This window comes from Streptomyces sp. NPDC101227 (genome assembly GCF_044767545.1).
In the GTDB taxonomy this organism is placed as follows: Bacteria; Actinomycetota; Actinomycetes; order Streptomycetales; family Streptomycetaceae; genus Streptomyces.
The window spans coordinates 92,173-116,269 of sequence record NZ_JBIWOD010000025.1; the positions used below are offsets into that span (position 1 = coordinate 92,173).

Below are 24,097 nucleotides of genomic sequence, written 5' to 3' on the forward strand. Positions count from 1 at the left end.
GAGTACGCGGCGCCGGAGAGTGGTGATGACCATGCGGGCGCACATCGGCGACCAACTCGTTGTCGAAAGTCCGGCAACGGGGGCGACCGGGCGGGACGGCGAAATCGTCGGAATCCCGCACGATGACGGAACGCCGCCCTACAACGTGCGCTGGTCGGATACCAACGACGTGACGCTCGTGTTCCCCGGACCCGATGCGCATGCCCACCACCTTGAGCACCGGCCCGAGGACGAACACCCCGAAGGGGAGCCCTCTGCGCTCGACACGGCGTCCTACCGGCTGCTCAACCCCGGCGACATCGGCCGGCGCGTAGCCCATGAACGCCGCCGGCAGCGGCTCACCCGCGCGGAGGTGGCCGACCGCGCCGGCATGCCACGTCGTATCTGGCGTACGTGGAGGAGCGACCGGCCGCTCCGGATATCGAGGGGCTCACCCGCCTCGCCGACGCGCTGGGCACCACGGCGGCCCGTCTGCGCGGTGGCGGGGCCGATCTGCCACCAGGCGAGGGCCAGGCCGCCTACCACCCCGAGCTACGGGAGCTGAGCCCCGACGAATGCAGGGACCGGCTCGGGACACACGGAGTGGGGCGTGTCGCCGTCTCGACACCGGACGGGCTGATGGTGGTCCCGGTGAATTACGAGGTCGTCGACCGTGCGATCGCTTACCGGACCGCGCCCGGCGCCGTTCCGGCAGCGGCCAGGAACCGAGGTCGCCTTCGAGGTCGACCACGTGGACGAGGCCCTGAGCCAGGGGTGGAGCGTACTCGTACATGGCCCGGCGCGAGCCGTCACCGAGGTCGACGCCATGCGCCGGCTGGCCGAGCGCGCGCATTCCCAACCGTGGCGACCCCGACAACCGTGCCCTCCACATCGGCTGCGGCGCGGCCCTGCTCAACCTCCGGGTCGCGGCGGTCCACGCGCCCTGGTATCCCGCGACCCGCCTGCTTCCTGACCCCGGGGACGCCGAACTCCTCGCCACGGTGCAGCTGACCGGCCTCGGGAGCGGCGGCGAGCTCGGCACGCTGCACCCGGCGGTTCACCCTGTCAGGCCCACCGAGGCGGCAGCGGCGCTCCCGGACCTTGTAACGCCCACATCGGCCTCCCTCGGGCCGCTCCGGCGGTTCGCGCCTTACTTCACGCCACGCGCGAATGCGCTGCCGGGTCCTGCCGTTACTTCTCCAGCCCGGCCGCGTGATCGGGAACGTATGTCTGCAGGTCCCGGGGCGGCCGCCGGTAGTCGGTGGCCGGCGCGCGTGGCGGCAGTTCGAGCGCCGGTGGGGCGATGTCGCGATAGGGCACGGTGGACAGCAGATGGGCGATCATATTGAGCCGGGCTCGACGCTTGTCGTCGCTCTCGACGACGTACCACGGTGCCTCGGCGATATCCGTGTGCACGAACATCTCGTCCTTGGCCCGCGAATACTCTTCCCAGCGGGTCAGCGACTCCAGATCGATGGCGGAGAGCTTCCAGCGCCGCGTGGGGTCGTCCAGCCGACGCCGAAACCGCTGCTCCTGTACCTCGTTGCTGACCGAGAACCAGTACTTGCGCAGCAGGATCCCGTCCTCCACCAGCAGCCGTTCGAAGATCGGGCACTGCCGGAGGAACCGCTGGTGCTCGCCGGGGGTGCAGAACCCCATCACCCGCTCCACACCGGCCCGGTTGTACCAGCTGCGGTCGAAGAGCACGATCTCGCCGGCTGCGGGCAGATGCTCCGTATAGCGCTGGAAATACCACTGGGTGCGCTCACGCTCGGTCGGCCTGGGCAGCGCCACGATCCGCGCCACCCGGGGATTGAGGTACTGGGTGACGCGCTGGATGGTGCTCCCCTTGCCGGCCGCGTCGCGCCCCTCGAAGACCACGACGAGCCGGGCGCCCTCGGTGCGCACCCATTCCTGAAGCTTCACCAGCTCCGTCTGCAACCGGTAGAGCTCCCGTTCGTACAGCGGCCGCGGCAGCTTGCCGTGACCGTCTCCGCCCTGCTTCACCGCCATACGCCGACATTACGAAGAAGTGCCGTGCCCAGCCCGGGCAGAAGAGCCGAACGGGGCCAGGACCGGGTCCGTCGACGCGCGGCGGAAGGGCCGGACGGCCCTGCCCGGTGCCCGTGAGAGGACGCAGGCTGGAAGTGTCACACCAGTCGTGCGACGCGGTCCGTAACGAGGAGGCGTCATGGAGCACACTCCGTACACCGTCAGCGACGTGATGACCCAGGCGGTGGTGGCGGTCGGCCAGGAGGCGCGGTTCAAGGAGATCGTCGAGACCATGGAGCAGTGGAAGGTCAGCGCGCTGCCCGTGCTGGCGGGGGAGGGGCGGGTGATCGGGGTGGTCTCCGAGGCCGATCTGCTGCCCAAGGAGGAATTCCGGGAATCCGACCCCGACCGTCTGGAGCAGCTGCGCCGGCTGGACGACGTACGCAAGGCCGGGGCTCTGACGGCCGGGGAGCTGATGAGCACACCCGCCCTGACGGCGCACGCCGGGGACACCCTCGCCCAGGCGGCGCGGACGATGGCGTACAAGTCCGTGAAGCGGCTTCCTGTGGTCGACGACGAGGGGCTGCTGCAGGGCATCGTCAGCCGCTCCGACCTGCTGAAGGTCTTTCTGCGTTCCGACGAGGACCTGGAGGCGGAAGTCCGCACGGAGATCGTCGGCCGGCTGTTCGCCGGATCTGCGAAGGACGTGTCGGTCGGTGTCACCGACGGAGTGGTCACCCTCAGCGGCCGGATCCGCGACACGTCGCTCATCCCCGTCGCGGCACGGCTGGGACGGGCGGTCGAGGGCGTCGTGGACGTGACGTTCGACCTCGAAAGACCGGCTCCCGCCCGGGTGGGGTCACCGGTGGCGGACCGCGCTTCCGAGCGCGATCAGGGGCTGGCGACACGGGCCGAGGAGAGGCAGCGTCGATGACGGATACCGACATCGACGCTGACACCGCCTCCAGTACCCGTGAGGTCTGTGCACTACTCGCCGACGGAAGCACGGTCCGGCTGCGCCCGGCGTGCCCGAGGATCGTGGTCGGTTACGTCGGCTCTACGACGCGATGCCCACGGACCATCTGCACATCCGGTTCTTCCTGGTCAACCGCCCGCTCCGGCGAGCAGGCCGCCGACCGGCTCTGCGCGCCTCCCGAATCCGGCCACCACACACTGGTGGCGGTCCAGGGCGACCGGCTCGTCGGCATCGCCGAGTACGAGACCTGTGGCGACCCCGCCTCCGCCGAGATCGCCTTGGCCGTAGCCGACCAATTCCACCACCGGGGGATCGGCACCCTGCTGCTCCAACACCCGTCCACATCGCGCGTGAGAACGGCATCGCCACCTTCACCGCCGATGTACTCGCCGACTCACTCGCGTCGGGTCACTATCGGTACGGTGAGCCTGGTCCCGTGGTGGAGCGGCCGCTGTCGACGCGGCCACCGTTCATACCCTCGCCAGCTGTGAATGGATCAAGAAGAGTCAGCCGCTCTGCCTGATCGGGGACTCCGGCACTGGCAAGTCCCACATGGCCCGGCTCCTTCCGGCTTGCCTCCACCCGGGCCCGAGTTGAGAAAACCGCCAGGCCGGCTGACTACCCGAGGCTCGACTCGGCGGCCCGCCTCAGGGCTGGCCCCGGAAGGCAATGCAGCCGGCCGGGGCCGGCCCTGAGGACCGGTCACTTTCGCCAGAACAGGTGGTGTGTCACCCCGCTCGGGCTGGGCACGACCTCCAGGTGGAACCGGTCGAGCAGCTCATCGGGTGACTCCCAGAGTCGTACTCCGGACCCGAGCTTCACCGGCGAGACAGCCACATGCATGGTGTCGACGAGGTCGGCGTCCAGGAACTGCCGGATGGTGGTGACTCCGCCGCCGAGCCGGACGTCCTTGCCCTGCGCCGCTTTCCGCGCCTGCTCGAGGACCGTGGCCGGGTCGCCGTCGACGAAGTGGAACGTGGTGTCGGAGAGCGCGAACGAAGGACGCTTGTGGTGGGTCATGACGAACACCGGAGTGCGGAACGGGGGCTCGTCACCCCACCAGCCCTGCCACTCATGGTCATTCCAGGGCCCGCGCTGGGGCCCGAACTTGTTGCGGCCCATGATCTCGGCGCCGATGTTGCGTGCGTAGTCCCGCGTGAGGTAGTCGTCCAGGCCCCGGCTCCCCCCGGGGTCGGTGCGCATGGGCCAGCTCGCCGTGGCGCCGGCCCAGGCGAACAGCCTCTCGGGCTCGACATGACCGAACGGCCTCTCGAGGGTCTGGTCCTCACCGGCACCGATTCCGTCACTCGAGACGTTGAAGTTCTGGACTCTCAGTAGCTGAGCCACGTGTTCCTCCTGTGATGGCGATAACGGTGGTGAGACTCCCCTGGCCGGACAAACTCATCGCTGCGTCCGCGACGGTCAGAAATTGGGCTACCTAGTGTCCCCGACCTGTGAGGTTGCGTGGTTTGGGAAGGCTCCTGTGGTGAGAAGGCGTCCGCCCCTGCGAAGTCTTTCACTATCTCCTCGATCATCGAGGAGGCTTGAAGAAGCTGTCACAGATGGCGGACGGCCCATGCAGTGACGTCATTTCTCGGATTCTGACTCAGCTTCCGTGCAGCGGCCACTCTCCGTCACGCGAGAAGGACTCGTTTGCGGAGAAGTTGGAACCCTGCGCGGCCGAACATCCGGCGTTTGATCATCTTGATTTGGTTGACATGGCCCTCCACGACACGTGAGCTCCAGGGCAGGGTCAGGCCCGCGGTGACTGCCGCGAGGCTGCGTTCGAGCTCGGGGCAGCCGACGAGGACGGTCTGGATCGAGGTCGCGCGCGCCTTCGGCCAGTGGGGCGAGCCGGACCGCTGCTGCCGCTCGACGCCGGCCACCGATCAAGCCGGCGCCCCAGGCCTGGCCCACAAAGCGGGTCACGGGACGAGTTCGTAGCCGCACAGGATGTACATCCGGGTGACCGGGCCGACATCGGCGGGGAGGGTGAAGTCTCCCAGCTCGTGGTCTCGGGCGCGACGCAGCGGTGCCAGTGGCAGGCTCAGCTCGCCGTGGAACAGGCCCGGGTATTCGGCACCGGTCACACAGGTGATGTCGTGTCCGCCGCAGCCGCCGTTCCCGCCGGGGCCGTGGGGCACCTCGTGTTCAGTCCTGAAGCGCACTGTGATGTGGCCGACGTCGTCGCAGCCCGTGGTCTCGACGAACAGCCCGAGCCTGTTGACGCGCAGGTCCTGATCACCAGGCAGGTACGGGAAGTGCGCCCGCGTCAAGCGCAGCGGCAACCGCCTTGGGCCCGTGGCGGTGGTCAGGCGGTGCCAGTCGTCGGGGAAGTCGTGCCGCACGTCGAACAACTGCAGGCCCGCGCCCGGTAGATATCGCCGTGCGGCGGTGCCGGCGGCCCTGCGCAGTGCGTCGCCGCCTTCCCTGGCCGTGTAGTTGAGGTGCAGGACGACGTCCCCGAGCGTGTCGAAGTCGAACCGGTTGTTCTCCTGGGGCAGTTCGAAGCGCCAGCGGCTCACGGCTCCGGCGAACTCGAAGGGCAGGTAACGCTCGTCGGCGAAGCGCAGTTCGAAGAGGCCCGCGTCGTTCTGGCCGCTGGATGTGGCGATCGCCTCGGTCGCACCGTAGGCACGCACCACCCGCCGGTCGTCCCTGCCGGCGTGGTAGCCGTCGCCCTCGGGGCCCGAGCAGCATCCGGCCGGTGGTCGGGGGAGGGTGGGGTCGACGCGGGTGCTGCTGCCGAGCAGGGTCAGCCGGGCGTGTACGCCGGTGTAGGGGCCCACCACGCAGGGGATCGTCACCGTCACGTTCTTGATGCGGCGCAGGTAGTGCCCGGGGTGATCGAGGTCGAAGAGCCATTCGGGGATGTCGATCTCGGCCCAGCCGGCGTGCTGAAGGTGCAGGAAGGCGAGGGGGAACTCCTTGCGCATCGAGATGTGCTTGGTCAGTTCGTATTCACGGCAGTTGGCGTCGAGGTAGGCCCCTTCCATCTGACGCAGGGCCAACTGCAGTCGTTCGCCGGCCAGTAGGCCCTCGTGCAGGTCGTCCCATCCGGCTTCGGGCAGGAAGGCGCGGGCGGTGTGGCCGCGTTCGTAGTTGAAGGCGCGTTGCGCCCGGCGTCCGGTGTGCATCGCCACCTCGTACAGGCCGCGGTAGAGAGCGGCGGTCTCGCGCTGCAGATGCAGGTACAGCTGGGTGCCGGTGAATTTGTCCCGTAGGAAGTCGGAGACTTCGGCGCTGTTGTCAATCTGCCGCTGGTGGTTGTTCAGCTCGCGCAGCGCGATGTCACGTCGCCGGTGGGCGGCCAGGATCTGTCGTTCGATCTGCTCGATCTCGATGCCGGTGATCTCGGCCTGGTGGTGCCATTCTCGTTCCCTGCGGTCCCAGCCGCCCTCGGTGAGGCTCAGACCCGCGCCGGTGTTGGCGTTGTCGGCGATCGCCATCATGATCCGCGCCGCGGTGGAGAAGCCGGATGCGAGCTTGTTGCCGACCGGAAGCTGGTTGAACTCCAGCGGAGTGCCCATGACGCCCGCGATGCCGATCCACATGTCGGGGCTGATCCCGATTCCCTGCGCGACGCCCTCCAGCACATTGCCGGCGATGCGGGACGCGATCGTGACGCCGGTCAGCGCCGCGTAGCCGGTCTCGCCGGCGTTGAGCCCACCGACGATCAGCTCCTGGTAGTACCGCAGCCGGGCGAGCGCGCCCTCCTTGGTCTTGTCCAGCGCCTGCACCTGCCAGTCGGCCTCCCGCCACTGGTTCTTCCTGATGTCCAGGGTCAGTTCGAGCAGTTGCCGCTCGTGATTGTTGCGCAGCGCGGTCAGGGCTTCGGCATCGCCCTTTTCGTAGGCCGCGAGCAGCGCCGCGCCCAACTGGCGTACCTCCGCGCTGAGTTCGATGGCCTTGGCAACCAGGAAGGTGAACCGGTACGGGCTGCCGCCGCACTTGCAGTCGTCCGCGCAGTCACCGGCGCACGGCTCGACGGTCTCCTGCCACCCTTCCCGCAGCCCGGTCTCACCGAAGGCACCACGCTGGGGAAGCCGGTAGCGGTTGAGACAGTGGTGAACCAGGGCGACATGGTCCGCGGTGTCGTCGTACAGGGCGATCAGCCGCGGGTTCAGCGGTGCGGGACGGGTGACGAGGCCACTCACCGTCATGGGCTCGCCGACGTGGTCCTGGGCCCGCACCACGGTGGGGCGATCGCCCAGGATCCGCTGGACGGCGGCGAGGATGACGCCAGCTTGCTGCGCGCCCTCCACGGTGTTGTGGCAGGCGTGGGAATCGGCCCACTGAATCATGGTCTCGAGGTGGGCCAGCAGCACCGCCCGATTCCTGGCCCGGTCCTCGCAGACGGGCGAACTCGGGCAGCACGGCAGGTCCTGCCGCCCTCGGCGTCGCTGGTTGTCCGTGGCGCAGGAGGCCCAGGTGTTGTCGCGGACATGGGGCTGGTATGCCAGCTCGTACCACTTCAGCGCGGACTCGTACTGACACTGGGTGCGCAGCGCGCCGGCCACGGTCATCGCCACGCTGAACGGCGACGGCGGCAGCAGCGGAGCCCCCGGGGCGACGTAGACGAAGTAGGGGTAGGCCGCGAGCCCCCCGGGGAAGCTCGGTGCCGGGTCCGGCGTCTCGACCAGCGGCAGGGGTACGGCCTCGTCCTCGGCGAGGTCGTAACGGAATCCCGGTGGTGTCGGATCGGCGTGACCGATGACCGGTGTGACCGCGCCGACCACCTCGAAGCGCAGGGAATCCGCTGTGCGTCCGGAGAACTTCAGGGTGGCCGTCTCCCCAGTGACGGCGATGCCCTGGCCGGACCGGCGCGGCGGGTCGAACTCACCGTGCCGCACCCGGCTCCAGTACAGGTGCGTCATCGGCTGTGCGTCCCATTCCAGCAGGGCCGGCAGCTTCTCCGGCCGGTGCCAGTCGGAGGTGTCGTGGTGTGCCTGGTCCGGCTGAGCGCCGACGTCCGCCTGCTGGTCCTGTGCCGAGTAGAACGCGGAACCGGCCAGCCAGAAGTAGTACTCGTCGACGACGTGCCGCTCCTCGCCGCACCGGGCGCAGCAGGTGGTGTCCTCGTGCCGTGCCTGGAAATGCGTCCCGGCCGGGGGGAGCCCGGCGGCGGCGACCCGGACGAACCGGGTGCCCAGGCGGACCGCGGCGGTCAGCCACAGCGGGAGTTCGGTGGGGTCCTGATCGGCTGTCTCCTGGTGATCGCGCGGGTCGCGCTGCGGGTCGTGTTCAAGCCTGGGGCGGTCGTCCTGCGGGCGGCGGGGGGCGGGGGTGAGGCCGAGCACCGGCGCGAGCCAGGAGTTACGGGCGGCCCGCTCGGGCGTGCCGAGCAACCCCAGGCCCTCCGGGGCCGGTTGCAGCAGCTGGATGCCGGACGGTTCGCGGGACTGCAGCAGGGTCAGCGACGGGTGCTCCGGCGGCCGCTGCCCCGGCCACCATTCCAGTCCACCGGGCACCGGCACGGTCAACGTCGACCGGCGCAGCTCGGACTCCAGGAACGCGAACGCCGCCGACTCCCGCGCGGTGCTCAGCTCGTCCCATTCGATCCAGTTCTCCCCGTAGACCTCACGGCGCCGGCATGCTTCCCACGCCCGGTAGGTGGCGAGCCGCCGCTCCCACAGCCGGACGAACTCCGGGCCGGGCGTCAGCGTGGGTTCGAGCCCGAGCCGTGCGCGCTGGACGAATGCCTGTACGGTCCGGATGGCCTCCTCGATCCGGCTCATCCGCTGGCAGATGCCCGCTTCGACATCCTGGAGCAGGAGGTCCGAGAGATCCTTCGGCGCGGTCGCGAACGTGCCCGGAGCCCAGGGCAGCGGCACTCGGTCCATCCCGCACAGGTACCCGAGCAGTGCCGTCCGCGCCCGCTCCCGCAAGCCGTCGTTGAGCCCGCGCAGGTCCTCGTAGCGCAGTGGCTCGCCGTTCTCGAAACCGCCGTCCCGCACGAACCGGGTGAGGTTCGCGTTGCCCGAGTCGGGCTGTGCCCCAGGGTCGTCGGCGGCCCACTTCCACGGCACGGCATCGCCGATCCACCGGCATGCGAAGTTCCTGCGCAGCCGGGTCAGCCATTTCTCGCCCTGCCAGACCCGCAGCGCCCACCGCTCGTCGGTGAGGTCGTCGGCGTCGAGTACGTAAGGCGGCTTCGCGAAATAGGTGTGCAGCAGTGGAGAGTGCGCCAGATCGACACCCAGGTGCCTGAGCAGCTGCGTCGGGTCGTCCGGCTGCTGTTCGAGTACGTCGGCGAAGAGCAGCCAGGCGGGGCGCTCCCGGGCCGACTCGGTCTCCGCCCGCAGCAGGCAGTAGTCGAAGAGCCGTTCCCACCAGTCGAAGAGTGCCGCCTGGCGGCGCGGGCTCGGCGCGGTGCGCTGATCCCCCACCGGTTGCGGCGGGTAGGGGTCGGACACCGGCAGGAAATCGAAGTCGAACCAGGCGTGGTGGACCCCGAACGCCGAAGGCCCGGTCCTGGGGTAGGACGTGCCGGCGAAGGATTCCGGATGCGTGATCAGGTGGCCCAGTTCGGACTGCCGGTATCCGGGCACGATCGTCGCCGAGAGCGCGAACCGGCGGGCGAGGAGGGCTGCCTTCACCGCCCGCTGGTACGTGCGGCGGATGTCGCGGAGGGTCGCGCCGTAGCGCCGTTGCAGGTACTGGGCGGCGGCCTCGCCCGAGGCGTACCGGCCCGCGGTCCCCACGAGGCCGTCGCCCAGCGTGCCGTCCTTGGCGTCCCGGAACAGCCGGTCGAAGGCGATCTCCGTCAGCACACCGTCGCTGTCCGGGCCGCGGTACTTCAGCTGGAATCCGGTGTGCTCCGGACAGACCTCCTCGGCCCGCTCGAAGGTCGGATCGGACTGGGCGTACTCGATCGTGATCCGGTAGGCGCCCCGGCGCAGCCGCACGCCCCGTGACGCGGCCGCCGGCGCGTCGTCGGAGACCCAGTTGTGGTCCAGCATGATCCAGGTCTTCTGGCCGCGCCCGAGGGTGACCCGCCAGCGGTGCTCGCGGGCGCGGGCGAAGTCCGGTGCGGTGTCGCCCTCGGTGGGCGCGCCGGCGTGGAAGTGGTACTCGCCCGCCTCGTCCACCAGGAGCATGCCGGTCCAACATACGGTGAAGGGGCTCGCGCCACCGAGCGGTTCGGCGTCGCCCTCCCTGACGGCGAATCCGTTGCGCACGCCGACCAAGCGGGACTGGGCCGGGCTCGGCGCCAGGTCCATCGCCGGCAGCACGGTGGGCACGGGAGCGTTGTAGTGGTCGCGCACCGGACCGAACGCGGTGGCCGGACCGCGGGTCTCCCTCCAGACCAGCTTCCCCGCGCCGTCGTGCAGTTCGCCGAGCAGACCGGTGCCGACGAGGCCCAGCAGCGCGGCGAACGCGCCACCGCTGGGCGGTGGCGCCCAGGTCACCTCGGGGGTCTTGCCGTCGTCGGTCTCCCACGGCGTTGCCGCCGCGTTCTCGTCCGCCCACAGGCTGCGCAGCACCGTGGCCGCCGCGCCCGCGTCGGCCGGGCAGCCGGTCACCGCGGCCACGTGCGCCGCAAGATGGTCGACGATCACGGTGCAGCGCGCCCGGAATCGGGCGAACTGGGCCTGGAAGTAGGCGAATCTGGCCTGCTCGTCGGGTTCGGAGACCAGGGTGTCGATGGCGAGCTCGGCGTTCTCGAAGAGGGCGGCGAACGGCGCGAGCGCGGCTCGGGGCGCGAAGTACAGGTTGCGTACGGCGACCCGCTCGGCCTCCCGCAGCGGCCGCAGGTGGCTGAGCTCCTCCATCACCTCGGTGTCGGAGACCGGCAGCGAGGTCCACAGTTCCTGCGCGGCGCTGTCGTAGCCGAACGGCCCTTCCTCCGGTCGCAGCCACATCGGGGGAGAGGTGTCCGCTGCCGCCAGCGGCGTACGGTACTGGCGCCCCCGCACATCGACAGGGCAGCCGCACCGCTCCAGCACGGCCGGGAAGAAGTGTTCCCCGAGCACCTGCCAGGCGTCGGGTCCGCCCTCCGCCGGGACGTAGCCGAACTCGTCCCGCAAGATCGCGGTCATCCGGGGCCACGTCCAGGCTTCGGCGTCCTCCTCGGACACGCGCACGGCCAGCAGGGAGCGCCGCAGCGCCCACAGGGTCTGCGCCTCGTTGCACCCGGTCGATCCCGCCGGCTCGGGCAGGGACAGGGGATCGTCGGCCGACTCGTTGCGGTCCTGGAGAGCGAACGGGTCGTCACCGTCGCGGTGCTCTTCGACGGTGAAGAGCCACATGATCTCGCCGACGGTGAAGTCGGAGGCGTAGATCTTGCCGAGGACTTCCACGAACCGCAGCGTGTGCGTGGGCAGCGCGTGCCAGGTGTCGCTCGCCGTGCCGGGGTCGAACCCGGCCAGCCGGGACAGCACGGTCAGGTTCCCGGCCAGCGCCTTGGCGAAGCGCGGTTCCCGGTCCCCGCAGGAATAGCGGGCCCGTGCCAGGTCGCCGATCCGGTCCAGCACGAGCTCGACGGCCCCGGCGGCCGGGGGTTTGGTGGCCCACACCCCCAGCAGCGGCACTCTCTCGGCCGGCGATGCCGCGTCGGCCCGATAGGTGTCCACGAGAGACAGACACAGCTCCGCGTGCAGGATGAGCAGCGCCGCGAGCTGGCGGCAGAAGTCCGGGTTGATCGCGGAACCGTTGAACAGCCGCAACACCTCGCACACATCACGCAGCATCGCGAAGGTGATCCCCGGCGCCGCACCCTCACGCAGCCGCCGCCACAGCCGGACGAAGACGATCAGCTTGCGCAGCGCGGCGCGCGGGTCCTGCTGGTCCTTGGGATCGGTGAACCTGATCCGCAGGTCGTCGAGGCAGCACGGCTCGCAGTCGGGGAAGCTCGGGTCTCCGCCCTCCACCACGGCACGCTGGAACGCGACGAAGCCGCTGCGCCACAGTGCGAGGAACTCGCAGTAGCCCAGGCCGGTACGGTCCAGGAACTCGGGCACCCGCAGCACGACGTCGGTCCAGGACGCATCGCCGACGGACTCCTTGACGAACCCGTACACCTCGTACAGGGTCAGCCGGGCCCGCGCCTTCCGATGGACGATGTCGTGGGCATAGAGCAGGTCGTACTCCTCGGCGGAGATGCCCAGGTACTCGCAGGCGGTCTCCAACCGGACCGGGTAGCGCCACCGGTGGCTCTGGAACCCCACGGGCTCGTGCGCCGGGTCCAGCACCAGCTCGGTGATCTCCTTGCGGAACCGGCGCATCGCGGCGTACCGGCTGGTGCCCAGGAAGCGCAGGTAGGACCTGTTCACGTCCAGGGGCTGGTGGTACGGCAGGGCGGGTGAGGTGAAGTCCTTGCGCAGCAGGCCGTACGCGTCGAGGTGAGCCTGGGGCAGGGCCTCGGTGGCCGGTGAGGAGTGCTCCGGCACCGCGGCGAACAAGGTCGCCGGATCGTGCGGCTGCCCCAGGGCGTGCCCGGCGAGCCGATCCGTCGCGGTGTCGTGGATCGCGCCGGGCGTGCCGCCGCCCGCCAGCTTCTCCAGGCTCTCGTTGACCAGGTCGATCACCGGCAGGGGGGTACCGAGGTTGGCGGCCGTCACCTGCAGATCGCCGAGCGGGCCGCGGCGATCCGCGAGGAGTTCGCCGAGCGTTGCCACGTTGGCCGGCGTGGTGGGGTGCTCGCAGGTCGACGCGGCCGAGATCCGCAGCAGGTCATGGAGGTACCGAGGCGGGCCGAACGGTGACAGGTGATCGGGCGGCACGCAGTCGGTCAGGGTGCCGTCCGGGTTGACCGGCGCGAAACTCTCGTCCGGCGGGCCGGCCGGATCGGCGGGGCCCCCGGCCGCTTCCTGGATCTGGGCGGCGAACGGGTGCGCGACGGTCCCGGCGAGCGCCGCGGCGAAATCGGCCGCCGGCAGCGCCGCCGGCTGCGACCTGCTGGTGAAGCCGGCCGAGTACAGCGCTTCCATCAGCGAGAACCGCAGTTCGTCCCCGGCCGCGAACGCGGTCAGTTCGTGCAGCGCGTCGAGCACCGCGACCGCCTGCTCGAGCCACCGCTGCGCCGCGATGTCCGCGCCGAAAGTGTCGGCCAGCGCGGCCGCGAACGCGGCCTCGTCCCGGGGCGCTCCGAAGACGAAGGCGCCACCGCCGTGGTCGCCGTATGCCGCGATCATGCGGGCGAACACATCGGAGGCGGAGACGCCGAGCGTCGGCAGGGTACCGGCGGCGGGTTTCTCCGCGGTCGGGGGCTTGAACGGGACGGTGAAGAACGTGCGCAGGTGCCGGACGAAGGCCTGCGCCCGCTCCGCGACCGTGCCCGGCTCGGTGAACGGCGGCAGCAGCGCGGGATTGTCCCGCAGGACGGTGCGCCACTGCTCATCGGTGACGGCCACGAGCCCGGCGACCGCGGTGACCGAGAGCGGCGGCTGCCCCACCGCGACCACCAGCGGCGCATGGTTGCCGGTGACCGCTCGCAGCACCAGCTCCAGGTACGGTCCGGGGGAGGTGGTCGCGGTCGGGGCCCAGAACTCCGCGTCGATGGCCTCCGTTGCCCCGGGGTGCGTGCTCCACGAGCGCACCATGGTGGAGACCGGCGGTGCCGGCGCGACGGTGGGGTCCGAGGTGGTGACCGAGCCCAGCGCGCGCAGTCGGCGGGCCGCGGCCTGCGGGCCGATCGCCGGTTCGGCGGGCTTGGTGAGCAGCGGCTCGGACGCGGCGACCACGCCGTTCTCGATCGCGATCCGCAGTTGCGCCAGGGACTGCGTCTCGGTGCCGAACCGGGCGGCGTCGTAGCGGTGTTCGGGATCGACCGTTGTCGGCAGTGTCGCGGCGAGCGCGTACAGGTAAGCCGCCGGCACGGCGAACGTGGGGTCGAGCGTCGTCGAGCCGCCCGGGGGAACCAGGGTGACCGCGGCGTGCCCGGCCTGACCACCTGTCAGGATCGGGAGGGTGAGCCTCGCCTGGGCGGCGGCCGCGGCCAGCCGTTCGCCCTGCACGGCCGCAGAGGCGGCGAAGACGAACGTGGCGAGCCTGGACGCCTTCACGTCGACGGTGGCGTGATAGCCGGCCAGTTCCGCCTCGAAGCGCTGCCGGTCGTTCTCCGCCTTCTGCTCGTCAAGGCCGACGGCCACGGGCGGCTTGGTGTACATCTCGCCGAGCGGGCGCGGCAGGTCCGGCGGCGGATACACCAGCCGATCCCAGGTCAGTTCGGCTGCCACATGCCGGCTCTGCGCCGGGCTGAGCGGTGGGCGCTGGGCGAGGGAGCCGCCCGTGCCGGGATCCTTCGCCAGCACCTTGTCGACCTTCGCGACCAGGTCGGCGAAGTTCGGCGGGGTGCCGTCCTTGGGCAGCTCGACCTGGTCCCCGCCGGGCGACGTCGCAGGCACCGCCGCGTAGGCGCTCGCGGGCATCGCGAAGTACGCCGGCTGGAGCACCGGCAGCGTGCCCACGCTGGTGACCGTGATGTTGAAGTCCAGCTCCCCGTCGCCGATGGGGACGCCGTCGCGGGTCAGCTCCAGCCGGAGGTCGTACGAGGAGGCGGTCGGGTATTCCGGATGGCCCGCCGGTGGCGTCACCACGATCACGGCGGTGGCGATCGCCTCCTGGTGCCGGGTGGTCACGGGCGGCAGGCCGCCGCCGACGATGTCCTGGTAGTGCTGGATGATCGCCGTGTTGGTCACGTTCACGTCGTGCCTGGTGACATCGGCGGGCGTGACGGCAAGCCCCTTCGCCGAACCGATCCCTACGCCCTTCCTGGGCTCGGCGAAGGTCAGGTCGAACGCCGTCAGGGTCAGCTTGTCCAGGGCTGCCCGGAACTCCGCCGCGGACCTCGGCTTCGTCGGATGCAACCGAACGATGATCAACTCCGGCATATCAACCTACGCCCTTCCGCCCCGATTCCAGCTGTACCAGCTGGTCCAACACGACTATTTCCAGTACGACTTGACGAATCCGATGCCGGCGCCGACGACCGCGCCCACCCCGGCGCCGACCGCGGTACCCACTCCGGGCACGATGCTTCCGACGACGGCGCCGACCCCTGCCCCCGCCGCCGCCCCGGTCAACGTGGCCGCGGCCACCCCGGCGGTCTCGCTGCCGGTCTTCTCGGTGACGACTTCGCCCACCTTGCCGCTGACGTACGCGGTGCCCTGGATGCCGACCGCGGCGACCGCTCCCGGCGGGCCCGCGAAACCGACCGCTGTGGACACGACACCGATCCCGGCGTCGACCTTCTCGGACGTGGTCTTCGCGGTGGCCACTTGGACGGCGGTGGCGGCCACGGCCAGCGGGGCCGCCACCTTCCCGACCACCTTGAGCACCGGCGCGGCCGCCTGCAGAGCCCGCGCTCCCGTACCCACCGCCTTGGCCGCGACGCCGGTCTCGGAGGCCACCTGCGCGGTCGCCGAAACGGTCTTGGCGACGGACGCGGTCTCGGTCGCGGCCGATGCGGCCTCCGTCGCCGCCGGCGCGGCGGCCGCCGCGGTGCCGGCCACGGCCTGCTCTGTCAGGTTGAAGGTCTGGGCGAACGACTGCTCCACCTCGGCGGCAACAGACGCCCCTGACGCGGGGGCGGATCCACCCCCGCCGACCGCCCCCAACTCACTCACCGTTTCGCCGAGGGACCGGTGGATCGCCGCCTGGTTGGTCAGGATGGCCTTGTCCAGTGCCCGCCAGTTGATCGCGGTGTTCGTGGTCTGGCCCGCGGCCCGGTAGGCGTCACGGGTGGCCTCGATCAGCGCACCTTCGCTCGCGAGGGCGCCGCTCTTGACCTGCTGGGTGATGACCTTCTGGAGTTTGCCGACTTCGGTATGGAAAAGGCCCTTGCCCGTCTCGACCAGGATGCCCAGTTCCTGGCTGGTTTTGGAGACCGCGCGGGAATAGAACGAGGCTCCCGTCGGCGACGTGCGCTGGGCGATCCTGGCCGCGACCTGGATGGGATGGTCCACCTGGACATTGCGGCCGAGCTGCGCGCGGTTGGCGACCTTCACGCCGTACTGCCAGACGTCCATCAGCGTCGGGGTCTGCGTCTGCCGGCCGTCGGGATCGATCAGGCGCACTGGATTGCCATGGGCGTACTCGTACGGGCTGGCCTGAGGCGCGTCGACCGGGTCGCAGCTGGTCCAGCGGCACAGCCACGGGGCGTAGTAGCGGGCGCCGTGGAAGTACAGGCCGGTCTCGGCGTCGCGTTCCCGGCCGGTGAAGCGGTAGCGCTTGGGCGTCTCGGTCCTGGCGCGTACCGCCTGGTAGGCCGTGCCGCCGTAGGGGTGGTACTCCTCGTACGTGAGGATCCTGGCCCGCTCGTCCAACTCCAGCGTGGCGGATCCGAGATGGTCCGCCAGCTGATACCGGATCTGTCGTCCGGGGCCGGGATCCGTGCCGCGGGTCCGTCGCTCCAGCAACGCGACGCGCCGCGTGTCGTCCATCGCGTGCACGGTCTGGCGTTCCAGGGTCACCGCGCCGTCCGCACCGTACTCCCGGTATACCTCGAACGGGCCGATGTAGCGGCGTTCGTTGCTTCTCCTCGCGGTGTCCCCCTCGCCGCAGGACGAGTCGGTGACCTTGCGGACGCGTTGTCCGGTGGCGTCGTAGGAGTAGTACGTCGTCTGCGGGGTTCCGGCACCGCGGACCTGCCGGGCGGTGGCCTCCAGCTGGTCCTCGGGGTCCCAGCGCAGCACCGACAGGCCGGGTATCGCGGTGGTGTTCCCTCTGGCGTCGTAGGCGAATTCGCCGTCGCCCACACCGCTCAGCCGGTTGCCGGTCACCTCCGGTTCCAGCGCACTGGGCTCGGCGTACCGGAACCGTCGGGTCCAGCCGGGAGCGGTGGACGCGCGGTGTTCCAGGGTCAGCATGTTGCCGACCGCGTCGTAGACGTACCGCTCCAGGTAACGCCCCATCGCGGCACCGTCGCCGGGGTGGGCGAGTCCCACCCTGGGCGCGTCGCCGGTGTCACCAGGGTCGGTCTGGCCGAGGTGTTCCCGGCCGGTCGCCTCGATGAGCCGGTACACCGCGTCGTAGGTGTAGTCCGCGCCGGGCTCGACGACCCGGTTGCGGAAGAACGTCTTCTGCTGCGCGGTGTCCCGGATCGAGACGATGTTGCCGACGGGGTCGTGGCAGTAGGTCAGGCGCTGCACCGTCCGGTGCCCGCGGCGGGGCCGCGGCCGCTCCCGGCGCGACCGCAGCGCGGTGAGGCGGAAGGTCAGCGGGTCGTAGGTGTAGCGGGTCCGCACGCCATTGCCGAAGTCGATCCGGGTGCGCTGCCCGCGGGCGTTGTACTCCACCGCCGCGACCAGCACGGTGTCGGTGCCGTCGGCCGTGGCCACGAGACGCTCCAGCAAGTTCGCCTCGTTGTAGTACGGCCGGACCATGGTGCCGTCCGGGCTGGTGATGCTGATGGGTCGGTCCAGCGCGTCGAAACGGGTGCGGCCGGTGTAGACCTCCTCTTCGAGCGTGACCTCCTCCCGCCAGTCGGGCGCTCGCCGGTACTCCACCGGGAACCGCCGCGTCGCCTCCAGGAGGTTGCCGCGGAAGTCGTAGGCCGCGTGGGTGCTGACACCGGAACCGTCGTGCCGCCGGAACACCCTGGCCCGCAGGTTGCGGGCCGGATCGTCGCCGTATTCGGTCTTCTGGTGCAGAACCTCGTCCGTCAGGCCCGGGCCGCTGATGTAGGCGCGTACCGGGCGGTGGCCGGCGTCGTACTCGGTGCGGAACCTAAAGCCCCTGCTGTTCCAGGTACAGCGTGGGTTGCCGAGCACGTCCGGCAGCAGCGCCCCGGTGCCGGAGTCGATGCCGGCCCGGATCACCTGCGTGCTCACCATCGAGTAGTCATGGCGGATCGCGACGCGGCCGAGGGGATCGCGCACCTCGCGGACGTTGCCCTCGACATCCGTGGTCGTGCGGGTCACCAGACGCTCCTCGGCGGGCATTCCGTCCTTGGCGTACCGGTTGTGCGCCACGGTGAGGAACGGGCGGGCGAGGGAGTCGAGATGGGTGTCCGTGGGGGTGTCCGCGTGGATCGCGGCCTTCTCGGCGGCGCGCTGCTGCTCGGGGCCGAGCGCGCCGCCGGCCCTCGCGGCGTGCCATGTGGTCCATCCCGGCTGCGGGGCCAGCAGCCGGCGGACCTGGCCGCCGATGTCCGGATCCTGCCGGGGATCGGTCAGCACGGTGTCGTTGCCGTCCCACTCCCGCTGCCGCCACGGGTCGAACACCGTCTTCGCATAGATACCCTCGGGGTGCAGGGTGCCGATCACCCGCTCCAACGGGTCGTAGAGGAGCGCCGTGCTCACCCCCGCGGTCACCTCGGACTCGAAGGAGTGGGTGGCGGTGAAGAACGGTTCGAAGGTACGGACCGGGTTGCCCTTGTTGTTGAAGATCGTCCATCCCGTGCCGGCCCAGCGGGTCCCGGCGACCGGGCCGCCTTCGGTCAGCGGCCCGGGTTCGGCCTGGACCTTGGACTGGATCTCGCGGCCGAAACCGTCTCCGTAGGCGAAGGTGTGCGTGATCCTGCTCTGCTCGCCAGGGGCGAGGTCCGACTGGTGGGAGTGCCGCGCGAGGGTGGCGACCACGGAGGGTTCGCCGCGCAGCCGGAACGCCGACTCGTCGTAGCAGAACCTGGTCCCCGCCGACCCGAGCAACTCGTGTCCTGCCCCCAGCGGGTCGGCGAGGTAGCGGGCCACCAGCGCAGGTGACGGGTCGGGATCGAAGCCGTCCAGCGAGTCGCCGAGGGACTGCTCACGCTTGCCCATGGTCGCGGTCCCGGAGACCCTGGCGTGCACGTCGAAGGCCACCTGGACCCGGTTGCGGTTGGGGTCGGTGACGAGAGCGGGCCGCAGCACGCGGTAGTCGTTGCCGTGGGACAGCGTCCGGTCGTCGGCGTCGCGTTCACCCACGGTGTAGCGGTTGCCGAGCTGGTCTGTGCTGTCGACGAGGAGCAGGTCGTAGTCGTCGTACAACACCGTCGAGGTCTCGCCGAGCGGATCGGTGAACCGGCGGGGCAGGAAGAAGTGGCCTTCGGCGTATGCCAGTTCACCGGTGTCCGGTGGCGCGTAAGCGGTCCGCGCCGAGGGGATCCACCATCCGCCCTCGTGCCACAGGTATCCGGCGGTCCGCAGCATCGCCTCGTCGACCCGGTCCCCGTAGAGCGCGGTGACCAGGCCGTCGGGGAAGGCGAGCCGGTACGCCTGGTAGGGCAGGGCACGGGCCTGGAGCGTGCCGAGGGGCAGCGGCCCCGAGAGATCGTCGCTCCGGTACAGGGTGCGTACGTGCTCGGTGAGCCGGAGTGCCGGTGTCGGTGGCCGCGCGTCCCAGTCCTGATAGGGAATCGTCTGATCGATGCCGGCCAGCGCGCGGGTCAGCTCCGGGTGGGTGAACCGGTCTCCGACGGGCTGGAGCCCCACCCCCTCGAAGGCGCGTGTCCGGCAGGGCAAGGGGGCCCGGTGACTGTCGGGTTCCTCGACGGCGTTGGTGTAGTCGTGGTCGGTGAGTACCACATGCGTGCGCTGCTGGGGCCCCGCGTCCCGCTCATCGAGGTCGGGGTCGGGGCGCGTGCGGCGGTAGCCGATGGTCACCGACCGCAGCACGTTGCCGTATGCGTCGACGGCGAGGGTCAGTTCATGGCCGACCCGGGGGTCAAGGGTGCGTTCGTAGTGCCCGGTCAGGGTCTCCCTGGGGTGTACGTCGAAGACCGCGTGCCGCATGCCGGACGCGTCGGCGTGCGGGGCAGCCGGCTGCACCATCCTGATCAGGTGGTTGTGCTCGGTGACGCGGTACGGGCGCCCTTCGGCGTCACTGCCGTCGACCGCGTACACCTCCGTCCGCAGCACCGATCCCTTCAGGGACCGACATGCCTGCCGGGCTTCATCGGCGGTCAGGCCGTCCGGCAGCACCGTGTCCGGCAGCAACAGGTCGCCGTCGTGGTACTCGCGTTCAAACTGCCGCGAAATCCTCTCTCCAGGGAGAAAGGCACCCGTGTGGAACCAGGTTCGGGTGAGCGTGGGTGGCCGGTACGTGGCCTCGTCCACATTGGAGGCGTCGGCCAGCGCTTCCAGTTCCTCGGTATCGGTCTGCTCCACCATGCCGAAGCCCCGGAACTCACGCTCCGGCCCGTCGAAATAGCCATGGTGGTAGGCGTAGCGGCTGACGAACCGGTTACGGCCGATCGCGTCCACCGTCTCCACGCGCTCGACCACGTGCACGACGAACGGTAACCGGGTCAGCCAGGGGCGCCCGGCGGCGGCGTCCTCGGTGGAGAAGCGGGTCGAGGGGGCGTAGCGGATCCGTGTCTCGGCGCCCAGGTTGTTGCGTACCGCGGTCAGCAGATGGGGTTTGCCGCCGCGCATCAGGTCCAGGTAGCGCAGCTGCCGGCCGGAGTCGGCGGGCAGCGGCGATGACCACACCAGAGCGCTGGTACCGGAGCCGAGCAGGTCGATCGCGGCGACCTCGGACACGTTCTCGATCCGGGGAAAGGCCAGGGGCAGGGCGTGGGGAGCGCTCCATGCGTTGCCCGAACGGTTCAGGTAGAGCCGGACCCCGTCGCGGTGCAGGTAGATCAGGTCCGCCGGACCGGAGCCGTCGACATCGGCCAGCCGGATCCTGGCCGGGTCGAACTGGTCCGGATTGTCGAGCCGGGGGGCGCCGTCCATGGTGACCTTGGCGCCGAACCGGCCGTAGCCCAGGTTCGGCCAGTAGCAGATCTCGCCGTTGCGGATCCGGACCAGGTCGGCGAGCCCGTCGCCGGACAGGTCCGCGAGGTGGATCGACGAGGTGCGGTCGGCGAAGACCAGTCGTGGCCCGGATTCCTCATCCCGCGCCGGCCAGTTGCGGCGGCCGGTGTCGAATCCCTCCTCGCCCAGCGATCGGTACCAGGTCCAGCCCGGCTCGCCGGTGACGAGCACGTCGGCGCGGCCGTCGCCGCTCAGGTCCACGAACCGCAGGTTCGGGTCGTCCCATGCCAGCTCCGGCCGGGACCGGAACGGCCGGAACACCTCCCAGCCCTGGTCGGAACGTTCGGTGTAACCCGGTGTCGTGCCACCGAAGCCCACCACGGCCGGGCGGCCGTCGCCGTCCAGGTCCAGCAGTTCGGTCCGGCCGCCGGCCGGGCGGCTGCGCACCACGCGCATCGGCCCGAGGTGGCCACCGCCGAGGTTGGGCTTGTAGAACCAGGTCCCGGCCTGCTCGGTGAGCAACCCGGCCAGCCCGTCGCCCTCCAGGTCCGTCCATCGGTAGGCCGATCCGTCCACACCGATCGGCGCGTTCTCCAGGTCGGCCGCGTCGAGCGTGCGCACCTCGGTGTCGATCTCCGCCTGGGAATAGGAGAATTCCAGTGGCGGCAACGACCTGGTGAGGTATCCGCCCGAAGCCCGCCGCCAGCCGCTGTGTGACACCGACTCCACAAACGCGCCCGTCACCGCGCCCCGCTCGGCGTCGCCGCGATAAGCCAGCTCGGTGGAGCGCACCAGACAGTCACGGCCGACACCGGGCTCGTCCGGGAAATGATGGAACATCAGCACCCGGCGGCAGAGCCGGTAGCCACGAATCTCGAATCCGGCCCGGTAGGAGGAGAACGGGTCCAGCCGGCAGGTCCACGGCCGTGTCTCGGCCGTACTCTCGTCGTGTTCGCCGTAGTCGAACACGACCTCGAACATGTATTCCGGATCATCCGAATCGTCGGAGACCAGCCGGGAGACCGTGTTTCCGTAGTGGATTCGCTTCAGATACCGGTTCGCGGCGCGACCGGCCGCGGTGCGGTTGCGTTCACAGCAGGCATCGAGATCGATGCCGCTGTCGTCCTCGGCCTTGTACTCGTAGCGGACCACATTGCCGACGTCGTCATGGCTTTCACAGATCAGCCAACTGAAAACCCGGCGCGCGTCGTTCGGGTCGGCGATACGGCTGGCGGCATCACGCCCATAGACAGTGGTGACATTGTCCCGGCTGATCGAGCGCCAATGCACGTCGCCGGACCGTACCTCGGTCCACCGCTCGATACGTGCATAGAGGCCTTCCACGCGCGGCCGATATCGGCACACCGCATAATCCGAGCCGTCCACCCTGCGCGAACGGCGATCCCGGACCAACTCGCCATCGTCCTCCACCAGGACAGGGACAAGATCCTCCGTGCCGGACAGAATGAAGGTGTCCTCGCTGTCCTCGTCGGCGTCGAGATAGCCCGGGATCCCCTTGTCGGTCTTGCGGGTAATCGCCGGAAGGCCGATTCCCCAACCGACCCCGAACGGGCCGTTGCCCGCACCGGAGTCGTAACCGAGCGTCAGAGATGGGCCGAACCCGGACCGTCCCGGACTGATCGCGAGGGGAACCGAGAACCCGCCGGTGCCGGTGACCAGGTTCGCGGTGAACTTCTCCCCGATCCCCCGGATGGCGCCGCCACCCTTCGGCAGCGAGATCACCGGCGTGTTGGGAGCCTCGGGGGCAGTGTCGCCGGAGGGCTGCGGAGGCGCGGTCGCACCCGCGATGGGTGTGGAATCGGTCGATCCACCGCCACTGAGCACGTCCGCCTCCCTGGGTGACGTGTATATATCGGGCACCGGGCTCGGACTCGGGCATATTACCGGGATGGACAGCCGGATCACCAGCACGGGAGCAATGCCGTCAGCGATGCCGTACACCACGTCCGTACATCCGCGGACACGACCGTGGTGGCTCCAAGGTCAGGGTTCGCAATCGCCGTTAGATGCAGCTTGGTTCATGAATATCTGAAACGGTCGAGCTTCCCCATTCGACCTGATCTGCAAGGTTCCCCCGCTGCGCGGGAGGTGCTGATCAACTGGTCAGCTGGGGTTGACGGGGTTTCGGTTCGCTTGTTCCGCCGTCGCCTGCTTGGTGTATCACTTCTCCTCGAACTTGATGAGGCTGAGGAAGCCGAGCCGTTCCTTGATACGCCGGGTGTTGTAGAAGCCGTTGATGTATTCGAAGTAGCGCCGGCTTTCGCCCCGGCCCAGAGACAAACATCGAGGTTAACGGCTGGTGCGCGCCGGAGTCACTGAGATCAGCACGGGGGGCGCTCTTGCGGCAGAGGTGTGCCGATGGCCGCACCGAGGGCAGCCGTACGCGCTGCGCTGCCTTCGGTGCTCGATCGGGCGTCAGCGGCGGACGTCGATCTTCAGGTCGCCCCGGGTCTGCGTGCGGGCGATGTCGCCCCCGAGATAGGTGTGCGGGTAGTCGAGGTCGATGGCGCCGGCTTCGTCGAGGCGGACCAGGTGGGAGGCGGTGAAGTCGACCTCCAAGGCGCCCAGGTTGTCCTCCAGTTGTGCGGGGGTGCGCGCGCCGATGACCGGTGCCGTCACGTGCGGGTTCTGGAGGGTCCAGGCCAGAGCGACCTGGGCGGATGTGCGGCCCAGTTCCGTGGCGACTTCCTTCACCGTGTCAGCGATGGCAAGGTTGCGTTCGGTGACCCACCCCAAGGCGTGGTTGAGGCTCTTGCGGGAACTCTCCTCGGATCCGGTGTCCGTCCCGGCCAGGTCTCCGCGACGGTACTTGCCGGTGAGCACACCGCCGCCCATCGGCGAGTACGGCACCACCCCAAGGCCCATCTCCCGTGCCATGGGGATCAGTTCGCGTTCCCCGGCGCGCTGGATCAGGCTGTACTCGATCTGTAGCGCGACCAGCGGCGACCAGCCGCGCAGGTCGGCGACCGCCTGCATGCGCGAGGTCTGCCAGGCCGGAGCGTTGGAGATCGCCACGTACAACACCTTGCCCTGCCGGACCAGGTCGTCCATGCCGCGCAGGATCTCCTCGACCGGCGTCGTGAAGTCCCACACGTGCAGGTAGAGCAGATCGAGGTAGTCCGTGTTCAGCCGTCGCAGACTGGATTCCACCGACGCGAACAGGTTCTTGCGGTGCGGGCCCCCGGCATTGGGATCGCTGGGGCGGCGATGTGTCGTGTATTTCGTTGCAAGGACCAGGCTTTCGCGGTTGTCGCGGGTGAATTCGCCAAGGAGGCTCTCGGAGCTGCCGTTGGTGTAGGTGTCGGCGGTGTCGATGAAGTTGCCGCCGCGCTCGACATAGAGGTCGAACAGCTTGCGCGCCTCGTCCCGCTCGGCGCCCCAGCCCCAATCGGTGCCGAAGGTCGCCGCGCCCAGCGCCAGCGGTGAGACCCGCAGACCGGAGCGGCCAAGGAGCCGGTACGTGTCCAGGGTGAGCGCCATCGTGTCCTCCTGTGCTGATGATCCGTTG

At 70.0% G+C, this 24,097-nt stretch carries 8 protein-coding genes and 2 pseudogenes; 4 read left to right on the forward strand and 6 right to left on the reverse strand.

Annotation, left to right across the window (positions count from 1 at the left end):
* Window positions 1-31: 31 nt before the first annotated feature.
* Window positions 32-844, forward strand: a pseudogene (locus ACIRPT_RS37250) (DUF1918 domain-containing protein); the annotation flags it as partial.
* Window positions 845-1,170: 326 nt separating this feature from the next.
* Here ACIRPT_RS37250 and ppk2 read toward each other — a convergent pair.
* Complete coding sequence (gene ppk2, locus ACIRPT_RS37255) at window positions 1,171-1,992, reverse strand: polyphosphate kinase 2 (protein ID WP_403835681.1); 822 nt, start codon at window positions 1,990-1,992, stop codon at window positions 1,171-1,173.
* Between the two features lie 178 nt (window positions 1,993-2,170).
* Here ppk2 and ACIRPT_RS37260 point away from each other — a divergent pair, with 178 nt between their 5' ends.
* The 3 genes and pseudogenes from ACIRPT_RS37260 to ACIRPT_RS37270 form a co-directional block, all read left to right on the forward strand.
* Window positions 2,171-2,905 (forward strand): CBS domain-containing protein, encoded by a 735-nt coding sequence (locus ACIRPT_RS37260; protein ID WP_403835684.1) that lies wholly within the window; start codon window positions 2,171-2,173, stop codon window positions 2,903-2,905.
* Window positions 2,902-3,438 carry a GNAT family N-acetyltransferase gene (locus ACIRPT_RS37265; RefSeq protein ID WP_403835686.1) on the forward strand — a complete coding sequence of 179 codons (537 nt, stop codon included), beginning with the start codon at window positions 2,902-2,904 and terminating at the stop codon, window positions 3,436-3,438. Before ACIRPT_RS37260 ends, ACIRPT_RS37265 begins: the two co-directional genes overlap by 4 nt.
* Window positions 3,401-3,502: pseudogene (locus tag ACIRPT_RS37270) on the forward strand (ATP-binding protein); the annotation flags it as partial. The gene ACIRPT_RS37265 and the pseudogene ACIRPT_RS37270, both read left to right, overlap by 38 nt.
* A 147-nt stretch (window positions 3,503-3,649) precedes the next feature.
* Here the strand turns inward: ACIRPT_RS37270 and ACIRPT_RS37275 are convergent.
* From ACIRPT_RS37275 to ACIRPT_RS37295, 5 genes are all read right to left on the reverse strand, one after another.
* Window positions 3,650-4,294 (reverse strand): dihydrofolate reductase family protein, encoded by a 645-nt coding sequence (locus ACIRPT_RS37275; protein WP_403835688.1) that lies wholly within the window; start codon window positions 4,292-4,294, stop codon window positions 3,650-3,652.
* Between the two features lie 287 nt (window positions 4,295-4,581).
* Window positions 4,582-4,833 carry a hypothetical protein gene (locus ACIRPT_RS37280; protein ID WP_403835740.1) on the reverse strand — a complete coding sequence of 84 codons (252 nt, stop codon included), beginning with the start codon at window positions 4,831-4,833 and terminating at the stop codon, window positions 4,582-4,584.
* Between the two features lie 39 nt (window positions 4,834-4,872).
* Window positions 4,873-14,757 carry a neuraminidase-like domain-containing protein gene (locus ACIRPT_RS37285; RefSeq protein WP_403835690.1) on the reverse strand — a complete coding sequence of 3,295 codons (9,885 nt, stop codon included), beginning with the start codon at window positions 14,755-14,757 and terminating at the stop codon, window positions 4,873-4,875.
* Between the two features lie 78 nt (window positions 14,758-14,835).
* The gene (locus ACIRPT_RS37290; protein WP_403835692.1) at window positions 14,836-22,413 is read right to left on the reverse strand and encodes a SpvB/TcaC N-terminal domain-containing protein; all 7,578 of its coding nucleotides are present in this window, start codon (window positions 22,411-22,413) and stop codon (window positions 14,836-14,838) included.
* 591 nt (window positions 22,414-23,004) lie between these two features.
* Window positions 23,005-24,069 (reverse strand): aldo/keto reductase, encoded by a 1,065-nt coding sequence (locus ACIRPT_RS37295; protein ID WP_403835694.1) that lies wholly within the window; start codon window positions 24,067-24,069, stop codon window positions 23,005-23,007.
* Window positions 24,070-24,097: the final 28 nt, after the last annotated feature.

Excerpts from the sequence above, each read along its gene's own strand:
- ppk2 (WP_403835681.1), bottom strand. The coding sequence starts at position 1,992 with ATGGCGGTGAAGCAGGGCGGAGACGGTCACGGCAAGCTGCCGCGGCCG.
- ACIRPT_RS37260 (WP_403835684.1), top strand. The coding sequence starts at position 2,171 with ATGGAGCACACTCCGTACACCGTCAGCGACGTGATGACCCAGGCGGTG.
- ACIRPT_RS37265 (WP_403835686.1), top strand. The coding sequence starts at position 2,902 with ATGACGGATACCGACATCGACGCTGACACCGCCTCCAGTACCCGTGAG.
- ACIRPT_RS37295 (WP_403835694.1), bottom strand. The coding sequence starts at position 24,069 with ATGGCGCTCACCCTGGACACGTACCGGCTCCTTGGCCGCTCCGGTCTG.